Genomic DNA, 24,427 nt, shown 5'->3' on the forward strand with positions numbered 1-24,427 from the left:
AAGCACACGCCTACGCTGGGTTGCATCACGAAGTTCCGGCCATTCCCGGCCGCCAGCGAAAGGGCCAGCACATGTCCGCTCCGGCACCCTCCACGTCCACCTCAGCAGCTACCCGCATCGTCATCGCCGGGGCAGGTCCCGCAGCCCAGGCCCTGGTAAGGCAGCTGGACCTGGCCCGGTTCCCCGGCACCATCACCGTGTTGAGCAACCGGGATGACACCCCGGATGAACTGCTGGACCTGGCGCTGCTCCCCCAGGTGTCGGTACGGTTCGGCCAGCCGGCCAGCCACATCGATGCCGTGAACCGGACCGTCGCCACGGCGGACGGCATGGAGTTCGCCTACGACCACCTGGTCATCGCCACCGGATCCGCGCCCGTGGCCAACCCGGTGGAGGGCGCGGGCCAGTGCCTGAACTACTCCACCATTGACGACGCCGCGCGTGTCGCCGAGGCCGTTGGCCAGGTGACCCGGGAACTGGGCAGGCGCCCGCTGGGAATCCTGGTGGGCAACGGCGCGGCCGCCGGCCAGGCCGAGGCGGTCCTTCGCGCCAGGGGCGTCCGTCCCATCCGCACCACAGCCCGCCCCGCCGCCGTCGTTCCCGGAAAGTCTGTCTCCGGGCTGGCAGCCTCGGCCGTTATTTTCGAGGACGGAAGCAGCATGAGCGGTGACCTGGTGGTCCTGGCCGAGGAGCGGGTGTCTCGGGACGACCTGGCCGCCACCGCTGGGCTGCGGACGGCCGCCACGGGCGGGATCGTCATCAGCCAGGACTTCCGGACGTCCATCCCCGGAATCTGGGCGATCGGGGATGCGGCAGCGTTCGACGGCGTCCGGCTGGGCCTGCTGGTGGCCGCGGCTTCCGCCGCGGGTGCGTGCGCATCACAGCTCCTGACGGCCTCCGCGGCCGGGCCTGTCCTGCAGGCAGCCGCCTGACTTCCGGCGCCGGTTCCGGGCGCCCTGGGTGGGGGCCCGGCTGTGACAAGATGGTTCCCGAAACGAGTCAAGGACGCGCCGGGGCCCACAAGGCCCCTGGAGAGGACCATCATGAGCAACGAAGCCATCCCTTCCGTTCAACCAGCCGCCGCTGTTGCCGGGACCATCGCTTCCTACATCGACCACACCCTGCTGAAGCCCGAGGCCTCGGAGTCCGACGTCCTGAAGGTCTGCGCAGAAGCCGCCGAGTACAGCTTCAAGTCCGTGTGCGTCAACCCCATCTGGGTCAAAGCGGTCAAGACCGCCCTCAAAGGCTCCGGTGTCCTCACCTGCTCGGTGGTGGGCTTCCCGCTGGGTGCGACGCCCACGGATGTCAAGACGTTTGAGGCGCGCGGCGCCGTCCTGGACGGCGCTGACGAGGTGGACATGGTCATCAACATCGCCGCCGCACGGGCCGGTGACAAGGGCGCATTGACGGAGGACATCAGCTCGGTGGCCGAGGCAGTCCATGCCAGCGGAGCCATCCTGAAAGTCATCATCGAAACTGCCCTGCTGACGGACGACCAGAAGGTCCTGGCGTGCCAGGCGGCCGTGGCGGCCGGCGCCGATTTCGTGAAGACCTCAACCGGCTTCAACGGCGGAGGCGCCACGGTGGAAGACATCGCCCTCATGCGCAGGACGGTGGGGCCGGATCTGGGGGTCAAGGCCTCCGGCGGCGTGCGTTCCCTCGCTGACGCGCAGGCTATGATTGCTGCAGGTGCAACACGTATTGGCGCCAGCTCCGGCATTGCCATCGTCAAGGGTGAACAGGGTTCATCCGCCTACTGACGGCCAGCCGGGGGCAGCCACAGATTGAGCCCCGCGGGGCCGAGGAGGAACGAATGTCCAGCAAGATTACGGCGTCCAACCAGGGCTCACCATCGAACCAGGGCACTGTCCGCACTCCCCAGAATGAGAACAAGCTCTCCGGCAGCATCGTTCTCTTCGTCATCATCATGGCCCTGTTCCTTGGCGCCGTGTACTCCCTGTCCTTCCTGACGCTTGGCAACCCGTGGCCGATGGCCGTCTGCCTGGGGCTCTTCGCCCTGGCCTTCTGGATCCCGCAGACCATCCTGGGCCGCTCGGACTCCGCCGGCGAGCACTGATTCCAGGTAAGTAGCACCACGTGTCGTTATGAGCGGTCAAAACGACACATACTGCTACCTGGTTGGGACATAAGCCAACGAAACCCCCGGGACGAGTCCCGGGGGTTTCTGCGTTCATAGCCAGAGTTTCATCCAGGCACCGGCTGCCGCCGCCACCCTGGTCCACTGGTTCTGCGCGATGGACCAGCCGGCAACGGTGAGCCCCACCATGGCGTAAGCGCTTACCGGGATCAGCACCAGCCATTCACGTTTGGACCCGGCCCTGCCCAGCAATGGCAGGGACAGTGCGCCGTTGGGCCGCCACACGTTCCGCAGCAGCGGGACCTTGCGCAGCAGCTTTGGCGGCCGGATGACAAGCGGCCACAGCAGCGGCACTCCCCCGGTGGTGATCAGGTCGCCCACGATGTGCACCACCACGCCGATGAGCATGGACATGGGCAGCCACGTCCACTGCTCCGGTGCGTACACGGTGACCAAACCGGCCATGGCCAGCGCGAAGATCCAGTTGGTGACGAACCCGCTCTTGGGGAAGAGCTTCAGGGCCTTGGCCGCAATGTTGATCAGGAACATGCAGAGCAGCCCGGCGCCCACGGACAGCAGGCCCCAGGGGGTCTCCATCTGGAACTGGGACGCCAGGGCGGCAAGGAGCACAAAAATCCCTGCGCCGAGGATTGAATGAGTGCCCTGCCGGTGCCCGCCGCTGGCGTTTTCGATACCCACGGCAATCACGTTGGACAGCGGCGGCAGGGAGTTGGCCACCGTACTGTGCCGATGGTCCCAGTCGCACACCAGTCCTGTCCCCGCCGTCGCCATGCCGCCGATCAGGATGCCGGTGGCATCCAGCGGGTACCAGCCCAGGGTGTAGGGGCCGGTGGACGCAACAGCTACCCACGCCGCGGCTCCCGACGCGGCGTGGTGTCCTCCCATCATCCGTCAGGCCACTGTCAGCGGCTGGTCGGAGAAGATGTTGCGGATCACTCCGTTGGCCCATTCCAGGATTTCCGCGTCCTGCAGGTCCCGGCCACCGATCCGCGCCGTTTTTGGCTTGGGAATCAATACAGCGTCGAGTGCCGGCTTGGACTGCGAGCCCGGATACATCCGGGTCAGCCGCATAATCTTCGATTCCGGCAGCTGCGCCGGCGAGAATTTGATGAAGTTGCCCTGCAGGGCGACGTCCGACAAGCCGGCTTCCCGGGCGCCCACCCGGAACCGGGCCACCGCCACCAGGTTCTGCGCGGGCAGCGGCGGCTCGCCGTAGCGGTCCACCAGCTCGGCCAGGACCTCGTCAATGGCCTCGTTGGTGAGGGCGGAGGCCAGTTTCCGGTAGGCCTCAAGGCGCAGCCGCTCCCCCGGCACATAGTCGTGTGGGAGGTGCGCATTGACCGGCAGCTCGATCTTCATCTCGGCGGCCTTCTCCTCGGCCTCGCCGCGGAAGTCCGCCACAGCCTCGCCCACCAGCCGGATGTAGAGGTCGAAACCCACTCCCTGGATGTGCCCGGACTGTTCGCCGCCCAGCAGGTTGCCTGCCCCGCGGATTTCCAGGTCCTTCATGGCCAGCTGCATGCCCGCGCCCAACTCGTTGTGGGCCGCTACGGCCTTGAGCCGTTCCAGCGCCACCTCGCCGAGCGGCTTCTCGGAGGGGTACAGGAAATAGGCATAAGCGCGTTCGCGGCCGCGGCCCACCCGCCCGCGGAGCTGGTGGAGCTGGGATAGGCCGTACTTGTCCGCGCCGTCCACAATCAGGGTGTTGGCGTTGGAGATGTCCAGGCCCGTCTCGATGATGGTGGTGCACACCAGGACGTCGAAGCGCCGCTCCCAGAAGTCCACGATGATCTGTTCCAGGCGGCTCTCGGACATCTTGCCGTGGGCCACTTCCACCCGGGCTTCCGGAACCAGCTCACGGATTTTCGCCGCGGTCCGTTCAATGGTGGACACCCGGTTGTGGACCAGGAACACCTGCCCCTCGCGCATGAGCTCGCGGCGGATGGCGGCCGAGGTCTGCTTGTCCGTGTACGGGCCAACGTAGGTCAGCACGGGATGGCGTTCCTCCGGCGGTGTAGCCAGCGTGGAGGTCTCCCGGATGCCGGTGAGGGACATCTCCAGGGTGCGGGGAATCGGCGTGGCGCTCATCGCCAGCACGTCCACGTTGGTGCGCATCTTCTTGAGCGCTTCCTTGTGTTCGACGCCAAAACGCTGTTCCTCGTCCACGATCACCAGGCCCAGGTCCTTGAACTCGAAGTCCTTGGACAGCAGCCGGTGGGTACCGATCACCACGTCCACGGAACCGTTCTTGACGCCTTCCGCCGTCTCCTTGGCCTCCTTGGCGGCCTGGAAGCGGGACAGCGGCTTCACCCGCAGGGGGAAGCCGGAGAAGCGCTCCGTGAAGGTCTCGTAGTGCTGCTGGGCCAGCAGGGTGGTGGGCACCAGCACGGCCACCTGTTTGCCGTCCTGCACGGCCTTGAAGGCAGCGCGCACCGCGATCTCGGTCTTGCCGTAGCCCACGTCGCCGGACACCAGGCGGTCCATCGGGATTTCCCGCTCCATGTCCGCCTTGACCTCGTTGATGGTGGTCAGCTGGTCTGGCGTTTCCACGTACGGGAAGGCTTCCTCCAGTTCACGCTGCCACGGCGTGTCTGGGCCGAAGGCGTGCCCGCGCGAGGCCATCCGGGCGGAGTACAGCCGGATGAGCTCACCGGCGATTTCCTTGACGGCTTTCCGGGCTTTGGACTTGGTGCTGGCCCAGTCCGCTCCGCCCATCTTGCTCAGGACAGGGGTGTCGCCGCCCACGTAGCGGGTCACCTGGTCCAGCTGGTCGGTGGGAACGAACAGCCGGTCTCCCGGTGCGCCGCGCTTTGACGGCGCGTACTCCAGGACAAGGTACTCGCGGACGCCGTCGCCTCCACCGGCCACCTTGCGCTGGATGAGCTCCACGAACCGGCCGATGCCGTGCTGCTCGTGGACCACGTGGTCCCCCGCCACCAGCTGGAGCGGGTCCACGGCGTTGCGCCGCTTGGACGGCATGCGGCGCATGTCCTTGGTGGATCCGGCGGACGTGCGGCCCAGGAGGTCGGCTTCGGTGAGCAGGCCCAGCTTCAGGCCGTCCAGGACAAAACCGCGTCCGACGGCGGCAGTGGTCACTTCGATGATTCCCGCCTGGGGTTCGTGGTCCAGGCTGTCCACGCGGGCGCAGGGGATGTCAGCGTCGTGGAAGAGCTCGGCCAGGCGCTGGGCGGGGCCGGGGCCCTCGGTGGCCACCACGATCCGCCACTGGTCGCGCACGTGGGATCCGATGAAGTCCATCATTTCCGCCACGTCGCCCTGGTAGCCGCGCGGCTCGCGGGCGTGCAGGTTCAGGACGTCAATTTCGGGGAGGAGCTCCTCGTCCTGGGCGAGCGAGGTGATGGACCACCAGGAAACGCCGTGCTCCAGTGAGGTTGTGCGGGTCTCTGCCAGGGACCGGAAGCTGGCCGAGTGGAGGGCCGCGGTTGCCTGGGAGCTCAGGTCCAGGGGCGCCGTCCCGCCGTCGGATGCCGTGGACCAGGCTGCCTCCAGGAACTCCTCATTGGTCGCGACAAGGTCGTGGGCCCGGGTCCTGACCTTTTCTGGTTCGATGACCACGGCAATGGATTCCGCGGGCAGCTGGTCCACGAACGGGACCATGGAGTCGACCAGCACCGGGGCGAGGGACTCCATGCCTTCCACGGCGATGCCGCCGGCGATCTTTTCCAGCATGTCGGCCGCGGCCGGAAGCTGGGCCTTGAGCGTAGCGGCCCGGGACATCACGGACGGCGTGATGAGGATTTCGCGGCAGGGCGGGGCATGCAGTTCGGTGGGGTGGTGGATGCCGGGGGCGGACAGCGAGCGCTGGTCTGCCACGGCGAACCAGCGCATCTGGTCCACCTCGTCGCCGAAGAACTCCACCCTGATGGGGTGGTCCTCGGTGGGCGGGAAGACGTCGATGATGCCGCCACGGACAGCGAACTCGCCCCGGTGCGTCACCATGTCCACGCGCGCGTACGCAGCATCGGCGAGGCGGCGCACCACGTCCGTGAAGGAGACGTCCTGTCCCACCTTCAGCGTGACCGGCACCAGGTCGCCCAGCCCGGCCACGACGGGCTGGACCACTGCCCTGACGGGAGCCACAACCACCCGGAGCCGCCCCGCCGTCGAACTTTCAGGGTGCGCCAGGCGGCGCAGGACGGACAACCGGCGTCCCACGGTGTCCGAGCGCGGCGAGAGGCGCTCGTGCGGGAGGGTCTCCCAGCTGGGGAACTCCGCCACCGCGTCAGCCGGCAGGTAGGCGCGGAGTGCGGCGGCCAGGTCCTCGGCTTCGCGGCCCGTGGCGGTGACGGCCAGCACCACGCCGGGCTCTGCGTCACCGGGCTGTTCTGCCGTGGCGGCCGTCAGCCCGTCCGCCATTTCGGCGAGCAGTACGGCCCGCAGCCCGGCAGGTGCACTGATCTGGTAGTCCTGGCCCCGGATGGAAAATCCCCGGGCGGCCTCGGCCCGGACGCGGGCGAAGGTCTGGTCCGTGGCGAGTACGCGGCGCAGGCCGTCCAGTGACGGGCCTGGGGTGGATTGGCCAGCGGTGGACGGGCCGGGAAGGCTCATGGCAGAAGCTCCTGTGGTGTTCATGGATCGCAGGCAACGCGAAAACCCGAAATTCGCTGCGAATCCCGGGTACCCCCAGCCTACCGCGCACCGGCGACATGGCTGTGGCCGGATCCGGAAAGCCTCCACCGGATGTGGCGGCTAGGCTGGCCACACCGGCCAGGCAACCGGAGCCCCGTCCACAGTGGCTTCGGCTCCGAACTGCTGGGGACGAAAAGGAGACAGGCATGACCGAAAGCAAAAAACTGCAGGTGTCACCAAAAACCGTCCTGGTCACCGGCGCCACCGGCTACATCGGCGGCCGGCTGGTGCCCAAGCTCCTGGAGGCAGGCCACAGCGTCAAGGTGCTGGTGCGTTCCCCTGACAAGATCGCCGGGGTGCCGTGGCGGGACGACGTGGAGGTTGTGGAAAGCAGCCTGGACGACGGCGACGCGCTGCGGGCGGCGCTGGCCGGCGTCGACGTCTTTTATTACCTGGTGCACTCCATGGCCGCCGGGGCCGGGTTCGAGGCCAAGGAGCAGGCTATGGCCCGGACCGCCGCCCAGGCAGCCGCGGACGCCGGCGTTGACCGGATCGTCTACCTGGGGGGTCTGCACCCCAAGGGCGTGGAGCTCTCCACCCACATGCGTTCCCGGGAGGCCGTGGGCCAGGTGTTCCTGGACAGCCCGGTGGACGCCGTCGTCTTCCAGGCAGGCGTGGTGATCGGCTCCGGCTCGGCGTCCTTCGAAATGATCCGCCACCTTTCCGAAACGCTGCCCCTGATGCCCGCACCCAGCTGGGTGCGGAACCGGATCGAGGCCATCGCCGTGCGCGACGTCCTGTACTACCTGGTGGCCGCGGCGTCGCTGGACGGGCCGATCAACCGGACGTTCGACGTCGGCTGCCGGCAGGTGCTCACCTACGCGGGGATGATGAAGGAGTACGCCGCGGAAGCTGGCCTGCCCTACCGGGTGGTGCTGGCGCTGCCCGTCCCGGCGCCGAAGCTGGCAGGCATGTGGGTGGCACTGACCACGCCCATCCCGCTCTCCATGGCGGTACCGCTGGTCCAATCCCTGCAACATGACGCCGTGTCCAACGAACATGACATCGACCAGTACGTGCCACAGCCCGACGGCGGCCTGACCCCCTACCGGACCGCCGTCGCCCTGGCGCTGGGCAAGGAACGGGACGGCCAGGTGGTCACCACCTGGGCCAACGCCGGCGTGGCATCGGACCCGTTGCCGAGCGACCCTGACTGGGCCGGACACAAGGTGTACATCGACGAACGGACCTTCCACGGCGACGTTGACCCGGCCCATGTGTGGACGATTATCGAAGGCATCGGCGGCCGGAACGGCTGGTACTCGCTGCCCCTTGCCTGGCAGGTGCGCGGGTGGCTGGACAAACTGACCGGAGGCGCCGGACTGCTCCGCGGACGCCGGCATCCCCACACACTGGCCACCGGCGAAGTGGTGGACTGGTGGCGGGTGGAACGGATCGACCGCGGCCGGCTGCTGCGGCTGCGTGCCGAGATGCGGGCGCCCGGGCGGGCCTGGCTGGAGCTGTCCGTGGAACCCGACGGAACCGGCAGCCGCTACCGGCAACGGGCCATCTTCTTCCCCAAGGGCTTGAGTGGCCGGCTGTACTGGCTGGCCGTGCTGCCGTTCCACAGCCTCATCTTCCCGGCCATGGCACGGAACATCACCGGGGCCGCGCAAAAGCTCGTCGATGCGGAGCGCCCGGCCGGGACACCGTAGGATGTTTTGAGTTAAATCCGTTCCCCAATGTCCCAGGAGGACCCATGGCCCTGAGCGCTACCACCACCCTTCCGCACTCCGTCGACAGCGTTGCAGCTGTCCTGGTGAACGAGGATTTCCAGCGCCACGTCAGCCAGCTGGTGGGCGGCAACCTGGAATCCTTCACCGTTGACGGCGACGTCGCCGGTGCGTTCAGCGCCACGTCGGTGCGGACCCTTCCCACCACCCGCCTTCCCGAATTCGCCCGCAAGTTCGTGGGCGAGCACCTGAAGGTGACCCAGGTGGAAAGCTGGGCCGCTCCCGCCGCAGACGGCTCCCGGCAGAGCAACATCTCCCTCAAGATCGCGGGCGCACCCGTGGACGTCACCGCTGTGCAGCGGCTGGTGGCTGAGGCCAGCGGAACCCGCGTTGAGCTCGAAGGCGAGGTCAAGTCCTCCGTGCCGTTCCTGGGCGGCAAGATCGCAGACGCTGCCGAGCCCATGGTTGCCAAGGCCCTGAACCTGCAGGCCAAGCAGGCGCAGGCCTGGCTGGAAAGCCACTAGTTCCGTGGAGCTGCCCGTTTTCGCTGCCCTGGTCCTGATCGTGGCCGGCGTCTGGTCCCTGGTGGTCTGGCCGCAGTTCCTGCGCCGGGTCATGAAGGACCCGCGTGCTCGCGATGCCGCCGGCAAGGCCACGAAGTTCCTGACGGTCCACGTGGTGCTGGTCAGCATCTCGATGGTGCTGGGAGCCGCCACGGCCGTCATCGGCATCATGGGGCTGTTCGGGTAAGTCGCGTTAAACCGGAAGACCCTCCTCCCGAAGTTCACGGGTAGGAGGGTCTTTTTGTATCCGCGCCGGCGTATCAGGCAGCCTGGTTCAGTGCATCCTCCGCGGCAACCCAGGAAATCATGGCGCACTTCACGCGTGCGGCGTACCGGGCAACGCCTTCAAACGCCGCGGCGTCCCCCAGCAGGTCCGGATCGGCGTGGATCTTGCCGCGGGACCGCAGGACTTCGCGGAAGCTGTCAATGACCTCATGCAGTTCCGCCACGGTCATGCCCTCCGCAAGCTCCGTGAGCACCGAGGCCGATGCCATGGAGATGGAGCAGCCCGCCCCGTCCCAGGAAACCTGGGCCACCTTTCCGTCCTCCACCGCAAGGCGAAGGGTCACCTCATCCCCGCACACGGGGTTGAGCTGGTGGGATTGCCCTGTGGACGCGCCCACGGGAGCCGCGGTTCCGGCGAGGCCACTGCCGTGGCGGGCTTTGGAGTGGTCGAGAATGATCTGCTGGTACAGCTGGTCCAAACTCATGGGTTACCTTCGATCTTCCGGCTAGGCGCGGAAATAGGCCCGTACGCCGGCCACGGCATCCAGGAACTGGTCCACGTCATCGGTGGTGTTGTAGAGGTAGGCGCTGGCGCGGGTGGTGGCGGTCAGCCCCAGCCGGCGGTGCAGCGGCTGCGCGCAGTGGTGGCCAACACGCACGGCGATCCCTTTGGAGTCCAGGAACTGCCCCACGTCGTGGGCATGGACGCCCTCGACGTCGAACGCGGCGAGCCCAATCCGTTCCCCGCCGGCGGCCGGACCCAGCACGCGGATGCCGGGGATCGATTCGAGACCGGTCACCATCCGTCCCCCGAGTTCGCTTTCCCACCGGTGGATCCGGTCCAGCCCGGTTTCCGTCAGGTAGTTTGCTGCCGCGGCCAGGGCTACGGCCTGTGAGATGCGCTGGGTCCCGGCCTCGAAGCGCTGCGGGGCAGGCAGGTACTCGGCACGCTCCATGGTGACGGTGGTGATCATGGAACCGCCCGTCAGGAAGGGCGGCAGGATATCCAGCAGTTCCTGCTTGCCGTAGAGCACGCCGATCCCGGTGGGGGCGAGCATCTTGTGCCCGGAGAAGACGGCGAAGTCAACATCGAGTTTTTTGACGTCCAGCACCATGTGCGGTGCCGACTGGCAGGCATCCAGAACCACCAAAGCACCCACGGCGCGGCCCAGGGCCACGAGTTCCCGGACCGGGTTGATGGTGCCCAGGACATTGGACGCGTGCGTGAAGGCAAGAACCTTGGTCCGGCTTCCGATGATGTCCCCGGTCTGGTCCATCCGGAGGCTTCCGGCGTCATCGATGGGAATGTAACGGAGGGTGGCACCGGTGCGGAACGCCAGCTCCTGCCAGGGAATGAGGTTGGCGTGGTGTTCCATCTCGGTCACCACAATCTCGTCGCCGGGCTTCAGGGCGAGGTCCGCCAGCCCGGCGTCACCCCGGCCCTGGGCAGCCCACAGTCCCGCTGTGGACAGGGTGTAGGAGATGAGGTTCAGGCCTTCGGTGGCGTTGGACGTCCAGATGGTCTCCGAGTAGTCGGCGCCGATGAAGTCGGCCACTGTCTGCCGGGCGTCCTCGAATGCTTCGGTGGCCTCCACGGCAAGGTGGTGGGCGCCGCGGTGCACGGCCGCATTCCGCTGCTCATAGAATTCCTGCTCGGCTTCAATGACGCTGAGGGGGTTTTGTGAGGTTGCCCCGGAGTCCAGATAAACCAGTGGCCGTCCGTTGACGAGCTGGTCCAGGACCGGGAAATCATTACGGATGCGGAGAACTTCGGCGTTATCCAGTGTGGCCGGGCGGGCTTGCTCCAGTGAGGCTGGCGTTGATACGAGGGCCAAAACAATCTCCTTGGGATGCCAACGGATGACATTCAATTGTCCCACAGCACGACTGTGGCGGCCGCCCGGAGGGGCAGCCGCCACAGTCGCTCCGGGCTTCAGCCCGCGGAGTGGAGGGCCGGCGACGGCTGGGGGGAGAGTCTCGGTCTCAGAAGACTCTGACGCCGCCGGCCCCGTCTTGGCCCGGTCCCTGGGGACCGGAAGTTTGAAAGAGGCCTCGATGTGCTGCTGGCAACCTCTGCGGCGTCCTGCCTGCCGCTTGCTTTGCCTCCTTAAGTAAATCCTGCGGCACCCTCCTGTACACGAGTAGGGTGTACTCGATTTCCGCGCCGGGGTACTACCTAGGAGCCCTGGGACGCTGCAGGCACCGGTCCATTCCCGGTCGGGAGCGGACGCGGGCATGGCACAGCGGAGCAGCCTGAAGGCGACAAAGCCGCAGGTGAAGGGCCGGCTGATGCAGCGTGCCGGATGCCGGGCGTTGCGGGATGTCCCGGCCTACTTGGGCAGAGCGGACTCCAGTTCGTCCCTGCTGCGTACACCCAGCTTCACGTAAGTCCTGTACAGGTGCCCCTCCACCGTACGGACGGAGACCATCAGCTTTTGCGCTATCTCGCGGTCGGTGAGGCCCTGCACCGCGAGTTCCACGATGTCCTGTTCACGCCGGGTGAGGTGGACGGCGGGAGCCGCGGCGATGAAGCGGCCTTCCCTGAACCGTTCGCCCAGTTCATGGTCGCACCGCTCGCGCTGCGCAACAGCCTGCCTGGAGCGGCGGCGTTCCCCGGCGTGCTCCAGTACTGAGCTGGCGCGGGCGTAAGCCTCGCGGGCAAGGTTGACGAAGCCTGACGCTTCCAGCGATGCCGCCGTTTCCATCAGGGCATCCCCGTCGGCCGCTTCCCAGCTGGTGGCAAGCGTCAGCATGGCCGCTGCCCAGCGTCCCTGCACATCGCGCGCGGCGTCCTGCACCATGGGAATCACCGACGGGTCCCCCAGATCCCAGCACACGGCCAGGAGTTCGAGCAGGTGGCCGGCCCTTCCCGATGCTTCGGCAGCTGTCATCATCGTGTGCAGCGAGGCGATGCCCTTGCCGTCACGGGACAAGTACTCGGCGGCCGCGGCGGCGTACGCTCCAGCAAGGAGGTCATGCGCGGGCCCGCCTGCGACGGCGTCCTTGTAGTCCTGCTCCAGGCGCCTTGCCTGCGCGGAGTCTCCCAGCCGTGCCGCAACATAGAAGCCCAGCGAAGAACCAAAGCGGAACAGCTGGAGGGGGTCGTTGAGCCTCAGCGCTTCCACCGCCGGGAGCAGCAGCTGGTAGGCGCGCTCCATCCGGCCCTGCTTCAGCAGCGAATAGCCACGGAGCACCTGCAGGCTGCCGTCAAAGGTTGCGGCACCGGTGGCATGGCCGGCGGCATAGCTGTCGAGTTCCCGCTCCGCTGATTCCCACTCCCCCATGGCCAGGTAGCTGATGACGAGCCTGCCCAGCACGAACTCGGGAAAGAAAAACAGGCTGTCTTCCAGCGGCGGCAGCTCGGAAGCTGCCAGCAGCGCAGCATCCAGTCCTTCTGCGGGCCGTCCGGCAGCCGTAAGGGCATGGGCCAGCAACGCCTCGCCCACAGCGCCGATGGGCTCAACGTCCGCTTCCGGGGAGCTTCGGTTCCTGATGGTTTCCACCTCGGCCGCGAGCGCCCGGTAGTCCACCTCGGCGCCTGACTGCAGGAGGTGGAGGATCTCCTCCTGCCAGGTCCGCGGCCCATCGGCTGACCGGCCGGTGTGCTCCCGGACGTCCTCGGCCACGGCTGCCAGCTGGTGCCCGGCCGCCTGATGCGCCGAGACCCGGAGCAGGAGGACTGCCGGGCCCTGGGGATCGTCCGCAAGCTGAAGCCAGCAGCCGTCAAGCAACGCGGCAGCGTCCGCATAGGCGCCGTTGTTGTACAGTGCACGGGCGTGGACCGCCCGGGCCATGGGTGCCATCGCGGGGTCCTGAACCCTGGCGGCGATGGAGGCGGCGCTGTCGTTGCGGAACCGCGCCAACGCCTCGCAGGCGGCCTCCAGCAGGTCGGCGTCGGGTACCCGCAGCCCGCATTCCAACGCCCATTCCACGGAACGCAGCCGGCCTTCGCCGCGCAGCACGATGCCGTCCTGGTGTGCGCGGGTTCTTTCCTGCAGCTGAAGGCTGCGGGACACCGAAATCGTGTTCCGTATCGCATTGGCGAACAAGGCGTTCCACATGGAGAGCTCAGCCGGCACCCCGGACGTTTCAACCACCATCTGCTGGTCCAGCAGGGACCGGACCACAGGGGCACCACAGATGTCCTCGATGACCTTCCGCCCAACCGGTCCGGCCAGCGCAATCAGCTTCAGTGCTTCCTGTTCTTCGGGCCGCCGCCGGAGGTGGTCCTTTGCAACCACTGCCGTCAACCTGGCGCCGTCAGCCGGCAGGGAGCCCAGCAGGATCCAGATCCCGTTGCGCTTGGAAAGGATCCCGGCTTCGGCGGCATCATGCAGCAGCGCGTCCAGGATGCGGGGGTTGCCGCCCGATGCACTCCAGAGCGAGTCAACGGTGGCTGCGGGAACTGTTCCGTCCAGGACGTGGGCGAGGACTTCCTCGATCTGTTCCCGGTTCAGGGGCCGCAGGTCCACGCGCTCGGCCAGGCCGTCGTACCACAGCTGGTCCAGGGGCTGCGGCAATCCAGGCCGCGGACGCGCGGCCGCCACGACGGTCGCCCAGCCAGCGGAAATCAGGTCAGCCACAACACCGGCGGAAGCGTCGTCCAGATGGTGGGCGTCATCCACCACCAGCAGGACCTGGCTGCCGGCGCCCGTCTTGAGCTTCTCGAAATATGTCCACATGGAACGCAGGACCGCTACGGGTGAGACTGATTCCTCGGCTGTCAGATCAGCGGTGTACGGGGTCAGGACCCCGAACGGCACGGCGGTGAGGGCGGAACTGGCATGGATCTGCAGGATGTGCATGTCGCCGGCAAGCCGCTCCGCGATGGCCTCCGTCAGGGATGATTTGCCGATGCCGGGACCGGCCATGACGAAAACCGCCTGGCTGGTGCGGTTCCGGACAATGTTGCAGATCCGGTCCAGCGGCTCGCGGCGGCCGGTGAGGAGCCGGTGCGCCGGTGCCGGCTTGTGTCCATTAGACGAGTCCAGTCAGATCACCCCTGGAAGTTACGCCCAGCTTGGTGAAGACCTGGTACAGGTGGCCTTCAACAGTCCGGACTGACACGCCCATTTCCAGGGCGATGTCACGGTTTGACGCACCACGCCCCGCAAGCCGGGCAATCTGGCGCTCCCTGCTGGTCAGCAGCGGGCTGCCGCTGCTGGGCACGATGGGCAGGTTGGCGACAGTGGCGGCCAGGATGTCAAGGCGGGCCTGCGCGGTCCGGGCGGAGATGGAGTCCCCGTCCTGGCGTGCGAAGTCCACGGCCAGGGCCATGCACCTGGCCTCCACCGCGTCCAGTTCCAGCGTGGCCGCGAGCTCGCCGCCGGCAAGGAGCGTCTTCGCGTCCCTGGTCCGGCTGCCCACGGCAATGAGCCGGGAAACCTCCGCCAGTGGTCCCTGGCGGTGGGACGCAATGTCCTCCAGAAGCCGGAAGTCGTTGTCGCTCCCGTTCACCGTGGCCGCAAGCAGTTCGACGCCGGCGAGCGTGTAACGCCCCGCCTCCATGTTCTGGCGGGCAGACTGCTTCAGGCGGGTGACGGCGTCGGAGTCGCCCAGCCAGCGCCCCGCCACGAGGGCGCAGAAACTGATGAGGCTTTCGGTGGCGAAACCTGATGTGCCGGGAACCCGCTGCAGTTTGCTGAGGTATTTGCGGGCCTGGCCGGCGTTGCCGGTTTGCGCGTGCGCCAGGGCTGTTGCCGCGTAGGCGAAGCGGAGTGCAGCCTGCACAGGTTGAAGTTCCAGCTGGGCGGCAGCGGACATCAGCGGATCGAGCGCGGCAGCGCCCCGGCCGGCATAGACGTAGGCGATCCCGGCAGCCAGTTCCGTGGCGGCACTGCCGTAGGGAAGGCGGTACTGTTCCTCGTCGCTTTGTGGTCCCAGCAGGTCGATGCACCGCCGCCACTGCCCGGCCATCAGCAGCACCAGGTAGGCCTCCCTGGTGTACCGCTCACGCAGGCCCACCACGTGGGAGGCGTCGCTGATCTGGCCGCCGAGCTGCCGCATGAGGCCCAGGGCATCCATTTCCCGGCCGGTCAGGGCTAGTGCAGTCATCAGGAGGATGGCCGAATGCATCCGGTAGTCCGCGTCAGGGTTCAAGGCAGGGTCCGCGGCTGCCTCAAGGTCCGGAATCAAGGCCGCGTAGTCACCCACGAAGGCGCGGTATTCGAAGTCGCTCAAAGAGACAAGGTTGGCTGCCACGGCTGCGGGCTCCGGCCATGACGCGTTGTTCCCGGCCGGTGCCAGCCTGTTCCGGGCTTCCTGGAGAAGTTCGGGTACCTTGCCGGCCCGCTCCGGCAGCCGCATCATGACCCGTGCTTTGGCGGCTACAACGTGCGCGTATTCCTCGACGTCCAGGGCCTCGAGTTCCGGCCGGGAGATGCCGTCCAGTGCTGCGAGTGCCTGGACGGGCATGTCCAGCTGCAGGTACGCGGCAGCCTTCTGGCGCTGCGCGGGCAGCCATTCGCGGTCCGTCCTGTGCAGCATCTCGGCGTAGGTCAGGGCGAACCGCGGATCGAACAGCTGGACCGCCGCTTCGGCAGCCGCGAGGGCCAGGGCGGGGCTCAGCGGGGCCTCACACTCATGGGTCCAGGCCGCAAACGCCATCAGTTCTTCGAGCGTCATGCGGGCCGGATCAGGTTCCTCACCTGCCAGCAGCACGCTGCGCAGTTCACGGCGCCGGGCAATGCTCAGCCAGGTGCGCACGACGTCGCCGATGTACTTTTCTCGCAGGGACACCCACCGGTGGTCCGAGTCGTCGACCTCCAGCAGCCCGCCGTCTTCCATGTCCGCCACGACGTCTGCCCCGTAAACGGCGGTAAGGCGGGACAGCTCGACCCGGCGGGCGCAGGACAGCATTTCAATGACTTCCCGGGTTTCCGGGGTTTCCCGCGACCAGCGGGACCGGACGATGTCATCGAGGCTGGCGGCGCCGTCGAGCACCACCTTGTCACGCAGGGTCCAGACGGAGTCGGACAGCACCAGGTTTCCGGACAGTTGCTGTTCGGTGACCAGTGCTTTGAGCAGCAGCGGATTGCCGCCCACCATCCGGTGGTAGGTGTTGACCAGGGAGGCAGACACCCGGTGGCCCAGCAGGGACAGCAGGACCTGTCGGGTCTGGAGCTCGTTGAGGTTGTTGAGGCGTACTTCTGTCAGGCGCCGGTCCGTGAGCAGCCAGTGGAAGTCGGCCGGAAGGTCGCTGATGTTCGGTGCGACGGCAATGATTTTGGCGGTGCCGGTCAGGAGTACGTTCAACAGCACTCCGGCGCTCATGTCGTCGATGCTGCCTGAGGTGTCAAGGGTGATCACGCATGGCCTGCCTGCGGCGTCGCTGCGGATCAGCGACGTGATGCCGCGCAGGATGGCCGTGGGCGACCCCATGTAGGCCTGCGGAAGCCTGGCCAGCAGGAAGGAGAGGCAGCCGTAGGGCGTGGTGGATCCGGTAGGCCCGCTGCGGAGCTGCAGGGACCACACCTCCGGCCCCAGGTCGGCCACGGCGGCACGGGCGAGGGAAGATTTGCCTACCCCGCGGCCCCCGGTGATGACGACGCCCAATGAGTTTTCAGTGGTCAGCGCAGTGCGGACGGTTTCCAGGTTGGCACTGCGGGCGGGCGCGGACCATTGCTGCCCCGGTGCACCGGAGCCTGGTGTGCGCAGCCCAACGTCCTGAGGTGTTGACCCACGTCCCCAGCTGAGTGGCTCGATTGACATGAACTTTTCCCCTACATCCCGCGATAGCGGGATGTAGCCCCATTGCTCCCCCGCATACGAAGAAGAGTACCCTGTGGCACGGACCAGGAGACAGGTCAAAACGACTTTAAGTTTGTATATTGCTATCGATCGGATTTGGCCGGATGGAATTTTTGCTGGGCTGACGTGAGCCCGTCGCGCAGCAGCAACTCGACGGCGTCGGCCGCTTCGTCCAGCAAAAACGGCAGTTCCTTAAGCTCCGCGCTGCCAAAGTCACGCAGGACGTAGTCCGCGGTGTCCATCCTGCCGGGTGGACGGCCGACCCCCACGCGGACGCGGAGGTAGTCCTTGGTGGCGAGTGCTTTGGAGATGTCCCGCAGCCCGTTGTGGCCGCCTTCCCCGCCGCCGATCTTGAGTTTCACCGTGTTGAAGGGGATGTCGATCTCATCGTGCACGGCAACCACGTGATCCGGCGTGATGCCGTAGAAGTTGGCCAGCGCCGAGACGGGACCGCCGGAAACATTCATGTAGGTCATGGGCTTTGCCAGCACCACGCGGGGGCCCCCGATACCGAGCCGCCCCTCCACAACCTGGGCACGTGCCTTGTGGGTCTTGAACCCGGCGCCGATCCTGCCCGCCAGTTCGTCGAGCACCATCTGGCCAACATTGTGCCTGTTGCCTTGGTACTGGGCGCCGGGGTTGCCGAGGCCGACGATCAGCCAGGTATCAGTCATGGGTCAATCCTAAGGTGGCGTTGTGAGGGATGTTTCCGCGGCCGGAGGGCGGCAGACGCAACAGTGGCCGGACCCCTGCGGGATCCGGCCACTGTCAGGAAGTAGCGGCTGATTACTCTGCTGCGGCTTCCCCGGCTGCTGCGGGAGCCTCGGCGCCTTCAGCGGCTTCGGTCTCTTCTTCCGTGGCGGTGGCCTCGGAGATGTTGACCACGAGCGCCTCGGCGTCGGTCAGCAGTGCGGAACCCTTCGGCAGAACCAGGTCGGAAGCGTGGATGTGCTCACCGGCGGCACGACCTTCGATGCTGACCTCGACGGTCTCGGGCAGGTGGGTTGCCTCGGCCTCGAGGGACACGACGGTCAATTCCAGGTTGTGGACGGTGCCGGGGGCGGTTTCGCCGGTGACGTCGACCGGAACGTCGACGGTGACCTTCTCGCCCTGGCGGACGGTCAGGAGGTCGATGTGCTCGATGATCTGCTTGATCGGGTCGCGCTGTACGTCCTTGACCAGGGCCAGGTGGCCTTCGCCGTTGATGTCCAGGGACAGCAGGGCGTTGGCGGTGCGGACAGCCAGGGTGGTGGCCTTGGCCGGGAGGGTCACGTGGATGGGCTCTGCGCCGTGGCCGTAGATAACGGCGGGGATCAGGTTGGCCATCCGTGCGCGGCGGGCGTAGCCCTTGCCGAATTCGGTGCGCAGTTCTGCTGCGAGCTTCTGCTCAGACATGGAAATCTCCTTGAAAACTAAACGGTGTTCAGCAAGGGCGGAGGTCTGTTGCGACCTTCAACGCCGGGCGGCCGAAGGCGGCCCTTTCAAGAAGGCAGCCCTTCACATGAAGGGCAGATCAGACCCAGTCGATAACGGAGACCTGCAAGCCGGTTGCCCGGCTGCTCTCCCTCGCCAAGGTATCGCTGTAAAGCTTACCAGCGCCGGGCCCGTTTACTGAAAACGGACCCGGCACCGGCACTGCCTAGGCGTTGCCGTCAAACAGGCTGGTGACGGAACCGTCGTCGAACACTTCACGGACGGCGCGCGCAATCAGCGGGGCGATGGACAGGACGGTCAGCTGCGGGAACCGCTGGGACGCGGTGAGCGGAAGGGTGTTGGTGACCACCACTTCGCGGGCACCCGAGTCGGCGAGCCGCTGGGCTGCGGGGTCGGAGAAGACGGCGTGGGTGGCGGCGATGATGACATCCTTGGCGCCCGCGTTCTTCAGTACCTGGACGGCGCCGGAGATGGTTCCCCCGGTGTCGATCATGTCGTCGATCAGGACACAGGTGCGTCCCTCGATCTGGCCCACCACGGTCTTGGAGACCGCCTGGTTGGGGACAGTCAGGTCGCGGCTCTTGTGCACGAAGGCCAAGGGGGCGCCGCCCAGGCGCTCAGCCCACTGCTCGGCCACGCGGACGCGGCCGGTGTCCGGGGACACAACCGTAATGTTCTCTGCGTCCACCCGGGTGCGGATGTAGTCCGCGAGCAGCGGGATGGCCATGAGGTGGTCCACGGGCCCGTCGAAGAAGCCCTGGATCTGGGAGGTGTGCAGGTCCACGCTCATGATGCGGTCGGCGCCGGCGGTCTTGTAGAGGTCGGCCACCAGGCGGGCGGAAATGGGCTCGCGGCCGCGGCCCTTCTTGTCCTGGCGTGCATAGGGGTAGAACGGGGAGACCACGGTAATCCTCTTGGCGGAGGCCCGCTTCAGCGAATCGATCATGATCAGCTGTTCCATGAGGTGGTTGTTCAGCGGGGCCGGGTGCGCCTGGATGACGAAGGCGTCGGTGCCGCGGACGCTCTCGCCGGCGCGGACGTAGATTTCACCGTTGGCGAAGTCGTAGGCGTCCACCGGCAGCAGGTCAGTACCGAGCTCCTTGGCGATCTCCCGGGCCAGCTCCGGATGGGCCCGCCCGGTGGCGAGCACCAGCTTCTTCTCGCCGTGCGCCGTAATTTCGCTCATTATTACTTGCCCTCTTCTGTAGATGCCGGGGTACTTGAGGAATCTGTGGTGGCTGCCTGGGCCAGTTCGGCGGAGCGCGTTCCCGGCCTGTTGGCGGGGACCCACCCTTCGGTGTTGCGCTGCGCTGCGATGCTCAGCGCCAGGGCGCCCGCAGGCACGTCCTTGCGGATCACCGCGCCGGCGCCGCTGTAGGCGCCGTCCCCCACGGTGACCGGGGCAACAAAGACGGTGTTGGAACCGGTCCGAACGCCGGAACCGATGACGGTGCGGTGCTTGTTCTGGCCGTCGTAATTGGCTGTGATGTTGCCGCAGCCGATGTTCGTGTCCTCGCCGATTTCGGCGTCGCCGGCGTAGCCGAGGTGGGACAGTTTGGAGCCGCGGCCGATGGTCACGTTCTTGGTTTCGTAGAACGCGCCGATCTTGCCGCTTTCGCCCAGGACGGTGCCGGGCCGCAGGTACGTGAAGGGTCCGACGGAGGCGCCGGCGCCGATCACCGACCCGGAACCGTGCGTGCGGACCACCTTCGCGCCTTCGCCTACGGTGACGTCCGTCAGCGTGGTGTCGGGGCCGACGACGGCGTCCCTCGCCACGCGGGTGGCCCCGTGAAGCTGGGTGTTGGGCAGGAGACGGACGTCCTCGTCAAGCGTCACGGAGGAATCGATCCAGGTGGTGGCCGGGTCCACGACGGTGACGCCGGCGCGCATCCAGGCTTCCACGGTGCGGCGGTTCAGCTCCGCTCCGAGGGCCGCCAGCTGGACGCGGTCATTGGCGCCCTCCACCTGCCAGCGGTCAGCGGTGACGACGGCGGCAACGCGCCCGCCTGCCTCCCTCGCCAGTCCCAGCACGTCCGTGAGGTACTTCTCGCCCTGCGCGTTGTCCGTGGTGACCTTGCCCAGGGCGTTGCGCAGTACGCCGGCATCGAATGCGTAAATGCCGGAGTTGACCTCGCGGATCAGCCGTTCGGCTTCCGTGGCGTCCTTGTGCTCGCGGATGCCGGTTATTGTGCCGTCGTCGCCGCGCAGGATGCGGCCGTAGCCGGAGGCGTCGTCCAGGACAGCCGTCAGGACCGTGACGGCGTTGGCTTCCTGCTCGTGGGTGGCAACGAGCTCGGCCAGCAATTGGCCGGAGAGCAGGGGCACGTCGCCGTAGGTCACCACGACGGTGCCCGTCAAGAGCTGTTCCGCATCCAGGGCCTGCAGCGCGGCTTCAACCGCGCGGCCCGTGCCGGGGATATCGTCCTGGTCCACAATGACGGCAGCAGGATCGAGGTCAGCGACGTGGCGGGCCACCAGGTCCCGTTCGTGGCGGACGACAATGGCGAGCTGCCGGGGGTTGATGCTGCGGGCTGCCAGGAGCGCGTGCCCCACCATCGACCGGCCACCGATTTCATGGAGGATCTTGGGGGTACGTGACTTCATCCGGGTGCCGGCGCCTGCCGCCAGGACGATTACGGCGGACGGGGCCTTCTCGGGGATCACGTACGGGCTCTCCTTGCTTGGGTTACGCTGGCGCTTGAGGTGTCCGGCCAGTCTGCCGGCGCGGCACCGAGTGTCATCCTACTGAACTCCTCGCACAGCAGTTCCGCCCATAGGATTCGAACCTATACTCCACGGCTCCAAAGGCCGGGGTGCTGCCGTTACACCAGAGCGGACCATGCCCAAGGCGCAAGGCCCGGGCACAATCCCCTATTTTGCCACGGGTTCGGGGCGCCGCGCGACACGAGGCCGCCGGGTCCTCCCGGACGCCCCGGAATCCCGTCGCAGACGGGTAAGGCATCATGGAAATGTGAGCAACAACCCGCCGCGGACGCGGATGACCGGACTTCAGCGCCGGAGCCAGTTGATCGACGTCGGGCGCGGCCTCTTCGCCGTCCGCGGACTGGACGGCACCACCATCGAGGAAATCGCCGCCTGCGCGGGAGTCTCCAAGCCGGTCATTTACGAACATTTCGGTTCCAAGGAAGGGCTGTACACCCAGGTTGTGGACTTTGAGTTCCATATCCTGCTGGACGCCATCAATGCGGCCCTCACCGAGGAGGCGAAGCCGCGCGTCCTGGTGGAACGCGCCGCGCTGGCACTGCTGACCTACATCGAAGACCGCACCGAAGGTTTCCGGATCCTGATGCGGGACGCCCCGCCGTCCCAACCCGAAGGCGCTTTTTCCACCCTGCTCTCCCACGTCACCGCCCGCGTGGAACACATCCTCTCCGACGAGTTCTCCCGCCGCGGGTTCAGCGGCGAGGACGGAGCCATGTACGCGCAGATGCTCGTGGGCATGGTGGCCATGACTGGCCAGTGGTGGCAGGACAGCCGCCAGCCCGACAAACACACCGTCGCCGCCCATCTGGTCAACCTCGCCTGGAACGGCCTGACGGGCCTCAAGAAAGACCCTGAGCTGAAGTCCGAGGGCTGAGCCTCCCCGTGGTCACCTTTACGGGCCGTTGGTTACCTTCGCGGCGCACGGGCCATTCGCCGTCGGCCGTTGTCGAGTCCGCGGCGCAGTGGCCCTTCGCCGTCGCTTAGACACGACGCATAGGGGCACCTGCGGTCGCTGAGCGACCTCCGGCGCCCGATGCGCCGCGATGCGCGACTACACGAAGGCCCCCTGCCCCGCTCATGCCTATCTCTCCTTCGAGAGTCCCCGGCACGCCGCGTACAGACCTCTAGGGTTCGACGGTCCCCCACCCGCCTGCCAAAGGTTCCGACTGGATGCCTGCTGCTCCCCGGCGGTGGGTGCGGTGCCGTCGCTGGAGGCCGTCCTGCCGGGAGGTCCCCGCACGGCCCCTTCCGTTCCTTCGTTCGAGAGGTGGGAACGCTGGGAGGCGGCGGCCCTTTCCGGAGGCGGTCCTTCGGAAAGTCGCGCATCGCGGGACATCGGAGCGCGGAGGTCGCTCAGCGACCGCAGCGCTCCCTATGTCCTGTGTCTAAGCGACGTCGAAGGGCCGGTTCTGGAACCCAGCCAAGGAAGCACGGGCTTACTCCCCGAGGGCCTCTACAGCTTCGAGCCATTCTAGTTCGAGGGCGTCGCGTTCGCCGGCCAGGTCTTTGAGTTGCCGGTTTTGCTCGGCCAGGGCGTCGAAGTCGGAGGCCTCGGTGCTTTTCAGCATCTGGTCGTGAAGCTTTTTCTCTGCCTGGTCCAGTTTGCCCAGCTGGCGTTCGATCCGGTTCTTGGCTTTGCGGGCGTCGCGCTTTTCGGCTTCGGAAGGGCCGGACTGGGCTGCTGCAGGTGTCGAACCGCCGCTGGTGACGGGGTTTCCGCCGCCCGTGACGGTGGATCCCGCAAGTGCAGCCTCGCGGAGTTCCAGGTACTGGTCCACGCCGCCGGGCAGGCCGCGGAGCTTGCCGTCGCCAAGCAGGGCCATCTGGTGGTCGGTGACGCGCTCCAGGAGGTAGCGGTCGTGGCTGACCACCACGAGCGTCCCCGGCCAGCCGTCCAGGACGTCTTCCACAGCGGCAAGGGTGTCGGTGTCCAGATCGTTGGTGGGCTCGTCGAGCATCAGCACGTTCGGCTCCCCCACGAGCAATCGCAGGAGCTGCAGGCGCCGGCGCTCACCGCCCGAGAGGTCCTTCACCGGTGTCCACTGCTTCTGGTTGGTGAACCCGAGCTGCTCCACCAACTGCCCGGCGGTGAATTCCCGGCCGCCGACGTTAAAGGAACGTTTCTCCCGCTCGATGACTTCGATGACGCGAAGGTCGGAGACGTCGTCGAGCTCCTTGACCTCCTGCGTGAGCACGGCGGTGACCACGGTCTTGCCGCGCTTCAGCTTGCCGGCGTCGGGGGTGATCTGGCCGTTGAGGAGCTTCAGGAGGGTGGTCTTGCCGGCGCCGTTGACGCCCACCAGCCCGAGCCGTTCTCCCGGCGCGAGGCGGAGGGTGATGTTGTCGAAAAGCTTCCGGCCGTCGTCGGCGCCCTGGAAATTGAGGGAGACGTGCTCCAGGTCCAGGACGTCCTTGCCCAGGCGGGCCGTGGCCATCTTGTTCAGCGCCATGGAATCCCGGGGTGCCGGGACGTCCTCGATAAGGGCGTTGGCTGCTTCGATCCGGAACTTCGGCTTTGATGTCCGTGCCGGCGCGCCGCGGCGCAACCAGGCGAGCTCCTTCTTGACCAGCTGCTGGCGCTTGCTCTCCACCACGGAGGCCATCCGGTCCCGCTCTGCGCGGGCCAGCACATAGGCCGCGTAACCGCCTTCGAAGGGGTCAACGATGCCGTCATGGACTTCCCAGGTTTTAGTGCAGACTTCATCCAGGAACCAGCGGTCGTGGGTGACCACCAGGAACGCGCCCTGGTTGGCCCGCCAGCGTGTCTTCAGGTGCCGGGCCAGCCAGGCCACGCCCTCGACGTCGAGGTGGTTGGTGGGCTCGTCCAGCATGATGACGTCGTGGTCCTCGATCAGCAGCTTGGCGAGTGCCACGCGCCGCTTCTGCCCGCCGGAGAGGGCATGGACGTTGGCGTGCCAGTCCACGTCGGAAACCAGGCCGCCCATAATTTCGCGGATCCGGGGGTTCCGGGCCCACTCGTAGTCCGCCTGGTCCCCCACGATGGCGGCACCCACCGTGAGGTCGCCGTCGAGCACGTCGCTCTGGTCCAGGTAGCCGACGTTGACGTCGCCGCGTTTGGTGACCCTGCCCGCGTCGGGGGTGGAGCGCAGCGCGAGCAGCCGCATGAGGGTGGATTTGCCGTCGCCGTTGCGGCCCACCATGCCGATCCTGTCACCCTCCTCGAGTCCCAGGGTGACGCCGTCCAGGACGGTGCGGGTTGCGTAGGAAACCGTGAGGTTCTCGCCGCCAAGAAGGTGTGCCAAAGGGTACTGCTTTCTGCTGCTCGGGTG

General features: G+C 67.1%; 18 protein-coding genes and 1 tRNA gene. 7 read left to right on the forward strand and 12 right to left on the reverse strand.

Features of this window, described 5'->3' with window-relative positions; translation table 11 throughout:
* Window positions 1-71 precede the first annotated feature (71 nt).
* From DXK94_RS06500 to DXK94_RS06510, 3 genes are all read left to right on the forward strand, one after another.
* Window positions 72-932, forward strand: a complete 861-nt coding sequence (locus DXK94_RS06500; protein ID WP_115524334.1) for an FAD-dependent oxidoreductase — start codon at window positions 72-74, stop codon at window positions 930-932.
* Window positions 933-1,043: 111 nt separating this feature from the next.
* Window positions 1,044-1,760 (forward strand): deoxyribose-phosphate aldolase, encoded by a 717-nt coding sequence (gene deoC / locus DXK94_RS06505; RefSeq protein WP_115524335.1) that lies wholly within the window; start codon window positions 1,044-1,046, stop codon window positions 1,758-1,760.
* A 53-nt stretch (window positions 1,761-1,813) separates the two neighbouring features.
* A complete protein-coding gene (locus DXK94_RS06510; RefSeq protein WP_079595640.1) occupies window positions 1,814-2,077 on the forward strand; it encodes a hypothetical protein in 264 nt (87 codons plus the stop codon).
* Between the two features lie 114 nt (window positions 2,078-2,191).
* Here the strand turns inward: DXK94_RS06510 and DXK94_RS06515 are convergent, their stop codons facing one another.
* Window positions 2,192-3,007, reverse strand: a complete 816-nt coding sequence (locus DXK94_RS06515) for a metal-dependent hydrolase (protein ID WP_181884753.1) — start codon at window positions 3,005-3,007, stop codon at window positions 2,192-2,194.
* Between the two features lie 3 nt (window positions 3,008-3,010).
* Window positions 3,011-6,688: a transcription-repair coupling factor gene (gene mfd, locus DXK94_RS06520; RefSeq protein WP_115524337.1), complete on the reverse strand. Its 3,678-nt coding sequence runs from the start codon at window positions 6,686-6,688 to the stop codon at window positions 3,011-3,013.
* Window positions 6,689-6,915: 227 nt separating this feature from the next.
* On the opposite strand from mfd, the gene DXK94_RS06525 reads away from it, so the two are divergent.
* The 3 genes from DXK94_RS06525 to DXK94_RS06535 are packed head-to-tail and all read left to right on the forward strand — an operon-like array spanning window position 6,916 to window position 9,192.
* Complete coding sequence (locus tag DXK94_RS06525; protein ID WP_079595643.1) at window positions 6,916-8,424, forward strand: SDR family oxidoreductase; 1,509 nt, start codon at window positions 6,916-6,918, stop codon at window positions 8,422-8,424.
* Window positions 8,425-8,468: 44 nt separating this feature from the next.
* Window positions 8,469-8,966 carry a DUF2505 domain-containing protein gene (locus DXK94_RS06530; protein ID WP_079595644.1) on the forward strand — a complete coding sequence of 166 codons (498 nt, stop codon included), beginning with the start codon at window positions 8,469-8,471 and terminating at the stop codon, window positions 8,964-8,966.
* A 4-nt stretch (window positions 8,967-8,970) separates the two neighbouring features.
* On the forward strand, window positions 8,971-9,192 hold the full coding sequence (locus DXK94_RS06535) for an SCO4848 family membrane protein (protein WP_079595645.1): 222 nt from the start codon (window positions 8,971-8,973) through the stop codon (window positions 9,190-9,192).
* Between the two features lie 73 nt (window positions 9,193-9,265).
* On the opposite strand, the gene sufU is transcribed toward DXK94_RS06535, so the two are convergent.
* The 9 genes from sufU to DXK94_RS06580 form a co-directional block, all read right to left on the reverse strand.
* Entirely contained in the window at window positions 9,266-9,715 is a 450-nt protein-coding gene (gene sufU / locus DXK94_RS06540; RefSeq protein ID WP_115524338.1) for a Fe-S cluster assembly sulfur transfer protein SufU, read from the reverse strand.
* A gap of 21 nt (window positions 9,716-9,736) precedes the next feature.
* Window positions 9,737-11,065 carry a SufS family cysteine desulfurase gene (locus DXK94_RS06545; RefSeq protein WP_115524339.1) on the reverse strand — a complete coding sequence of 443 codons (1,329 nt, stop codon included), beginning with the start codon at window positions 11,063-11,065 and terminating at the stop codon, window positions 9,737-9,739.
* A 495-nt stretch (window positions 11,066-11,560) separates the two neighbouring features.
* Window positions 11,561-14,221 carry a LuxR C-terminal-related transcriptional regulator gene (locus DXK94_RS06550; RefSeq protein WP_395928543.1) on the reverse strand — a complete coding sequence of 887 codons (2,661 nt, stop codon included), beginning with the start codon at window positions 14,219-14,221 and terminating at the stop codon, window positions 11,561-11,563.
* Window positions 14,208-16,940: a LuxR C-terminal-related transcriptional regulator gene (locus DXK94_RS06555; protein ID WP_115524341.1), complete on the reverse strand. Its 2,733-nt coding sequence runs from the start codon at window positions 16,938-16,940 to the stop codon at window positions 14,208-14,210. Before DXK94_RS06555 ends, DXK94_RS06550 begins: the two co-directional genes overlap by 14 nt.
* A 122-nt stretch (window positions 16,941-17,062) precedes the next feature.
* On the reverse strand, window positions 17,063-17,653 hold the full coding sequence (pth, locus tag DXK94_RS06560) for an aminoacyl-tRNA hydrolase (protein WP_115524342.1): 591 nt from the start codon (window positions 17,651-17,653) through the stop codon (window positions 17,063-17,065).
* 112 nt (window positions 17,654-17,765) lie between these two features.
* The gene (locus DXK94_RS06565) at window positions 17,766-18,374 is read right to left on the reverse strand and encodes a 50S ribosomal protein L25/general stress protein Ctc (RefSeq protein WP_115524343.1); all 609 of its coding nucleotides are present in this window, start codon (window positions 18,372-18,374) and stop codon (window positions 17,766-17,768) included.
* A gap of 244 nt (window positions 18,375-18,618) precedes the next feature.
* The gene (locus DXK94_RS06570; protein ID WP_079595652.1) at window positions 18,619-19,599 is read right to left on the reverse strand and encodes a ribose-phosphate diphosphokinase; all 981 of its coding nucleotides are present in this window, start codon (window positions 19,597-19,599) and stop codon (window positions 18,619-18,621) included.
* Window positions 19,600-19,601: 2 nt separating this feature from the next.
* Window positions 19,602-21,077, reverse strand: coding sequence for a bifunctional UDP-N-acetylglucosamine diphosphorylase/glucosamine-1-phosphate N-acetyltransferase GlmU (gene glmU / locus DXK94_RS06575; protein ID WP_115524344.1), 1,476 nt, complete (start codon window positions 21,075-21,077; stop codon window positions 19,602-19,604).
* Window positions 21,078-21,178: 101 nt separating this feature from the next.
* Window positions 21,179-21,250 (reverse strand) — tRNA-Gln (locus DXK94_RS06580).
* A 134-nt stretch (window positions 21,251-21,384) separates the two neighbouring features.
* Here DXK94_RS06580 and DXK94_RS06585 point away from each other — a divergent pair.
* Window positions 21,385-22,011, forward strand: coding sequence for a TetR/AcrR family transcriptional regulator (locus DXK94_RS06585; RefSeq protein ID WP_115524345.1), 627 nt, complete (start codon window positions 21,385-21,387; stop codon window positions 22,009-22,011).
* 562 nt (window positions 22,012-22,573) lie between these two features.
* On the opposite strand, the gene DXK94_RS06590 is transcribed toward DXK94_RS06585, so the two are convergent.
* Window positions 22,574-24,400, reverse strand: coding sequence for an ABC-F family ATP-binding cassette domain-containing protein (locus tag DXK94_RS06590; protein WP_115524346.1), 1,827 nt, complete (start codon window positions 24,398-24,400; stop codon window positions 22,574-22,576).
* Window positions 24,401-24,427 lie beyond the last annotated feature (27 nt).

Origin of the sequence: Arthrobacter sp. RT-1 (assembly GCF_003367205.1) — a bacterium.
Classification (GTDB): Bacteria; Actinomycetota; Actinomycetes; order Actinomycetales; family Micrococcaceae; genus Arthrobacter.

Excerpts from the sequence above, each read along its gene's own strand:
- DXK94_RS06500 (WP_115524334.1), top strand. The coding sequence starts at position 72 with ATGTCCGCTCCGGCACCCTCCACGTCCACCTCAGCAGCTACCCGCATC.
- deoC (WP_115524335.1), top strand. The coding sequence starts at position 1,044 with ATGAGCAACGAAGCCATCCCTTCCGTTCAACCAGCCGCCGCTGTTGCC.
- DXK94_RS06510 (WP_079595640.1), top strand. The coding sequence starts at position 1,814 with ATGTCCAGCAAGATTACGGCGTCCAACCAGGGCTCACCATCGAACCAG.
- DXK94_RS06515 (WP_181884753.1), bottom strand. The coding sequence starts at position 3,007 with ATGATGGGAGGACACCACGCCGCGTCGGGAGCCGCGGCGTGGGTAGCT.
- mfd (WP_115524337.1), bottom strand. The coding sequence starts at position 6,688 with ATGAGCCTTCCCGGCCCGTCCACCGCTGGCCAATCCACCCCAGGCCCG.
- DXK94_RS06525 (WP_079595643.1), top strand. The coding sequence starts at position 6,916 with ATGACCGAAAGCAAAAAACTGCAGGTGTCACCAAAAACCGTCCTGGTC.
- DXK94_RS06530 (WP_079595644.1), top strand. The coding sequence starts at position 8,469 with ATGGCCCTGAGCGCTACCACCACCCTTCCGCACTCCGTCGACAGCGTT.
- sufU (WP_115524338.1), bottom strand. The coding sequence starts at position 9,715 with ATGAGTTTGGACCAGCTGTACCAGCAGATCATTCTCGACCACTCCAAA.
- DXK94_RS06555 (WP_115524341.1), bottom strand. The coding sequence starts at position 16,940 with ATGTCAATCGAGCCACTCAGCTGGGGACGTGGGTCAACACCTCAGGAC.
- pth (WP_115524342.1), bottom strand. The coding sequence starts at position 17,653 with ATGACTGATACCTGGCTGATCGTCGGCCTCGGCAACCCCGGCGCCCAG.
- DXK94_RS06565 (WP_115524343.1), bottom strand. The coding sequence starts at position 18,374 with ATGTCTGAGCAGAAGCTCGCAGCAGAACTGCGCACCGAATTCGGCAAG.
- DXK94_RS06570 (WP_079595652.1), bottom strand. The coding sequence starts at position 19,599 with ATGAGCGAAATTACGGCGCACGGCGAGAAGAAGCTGGTGCTCGCCACC.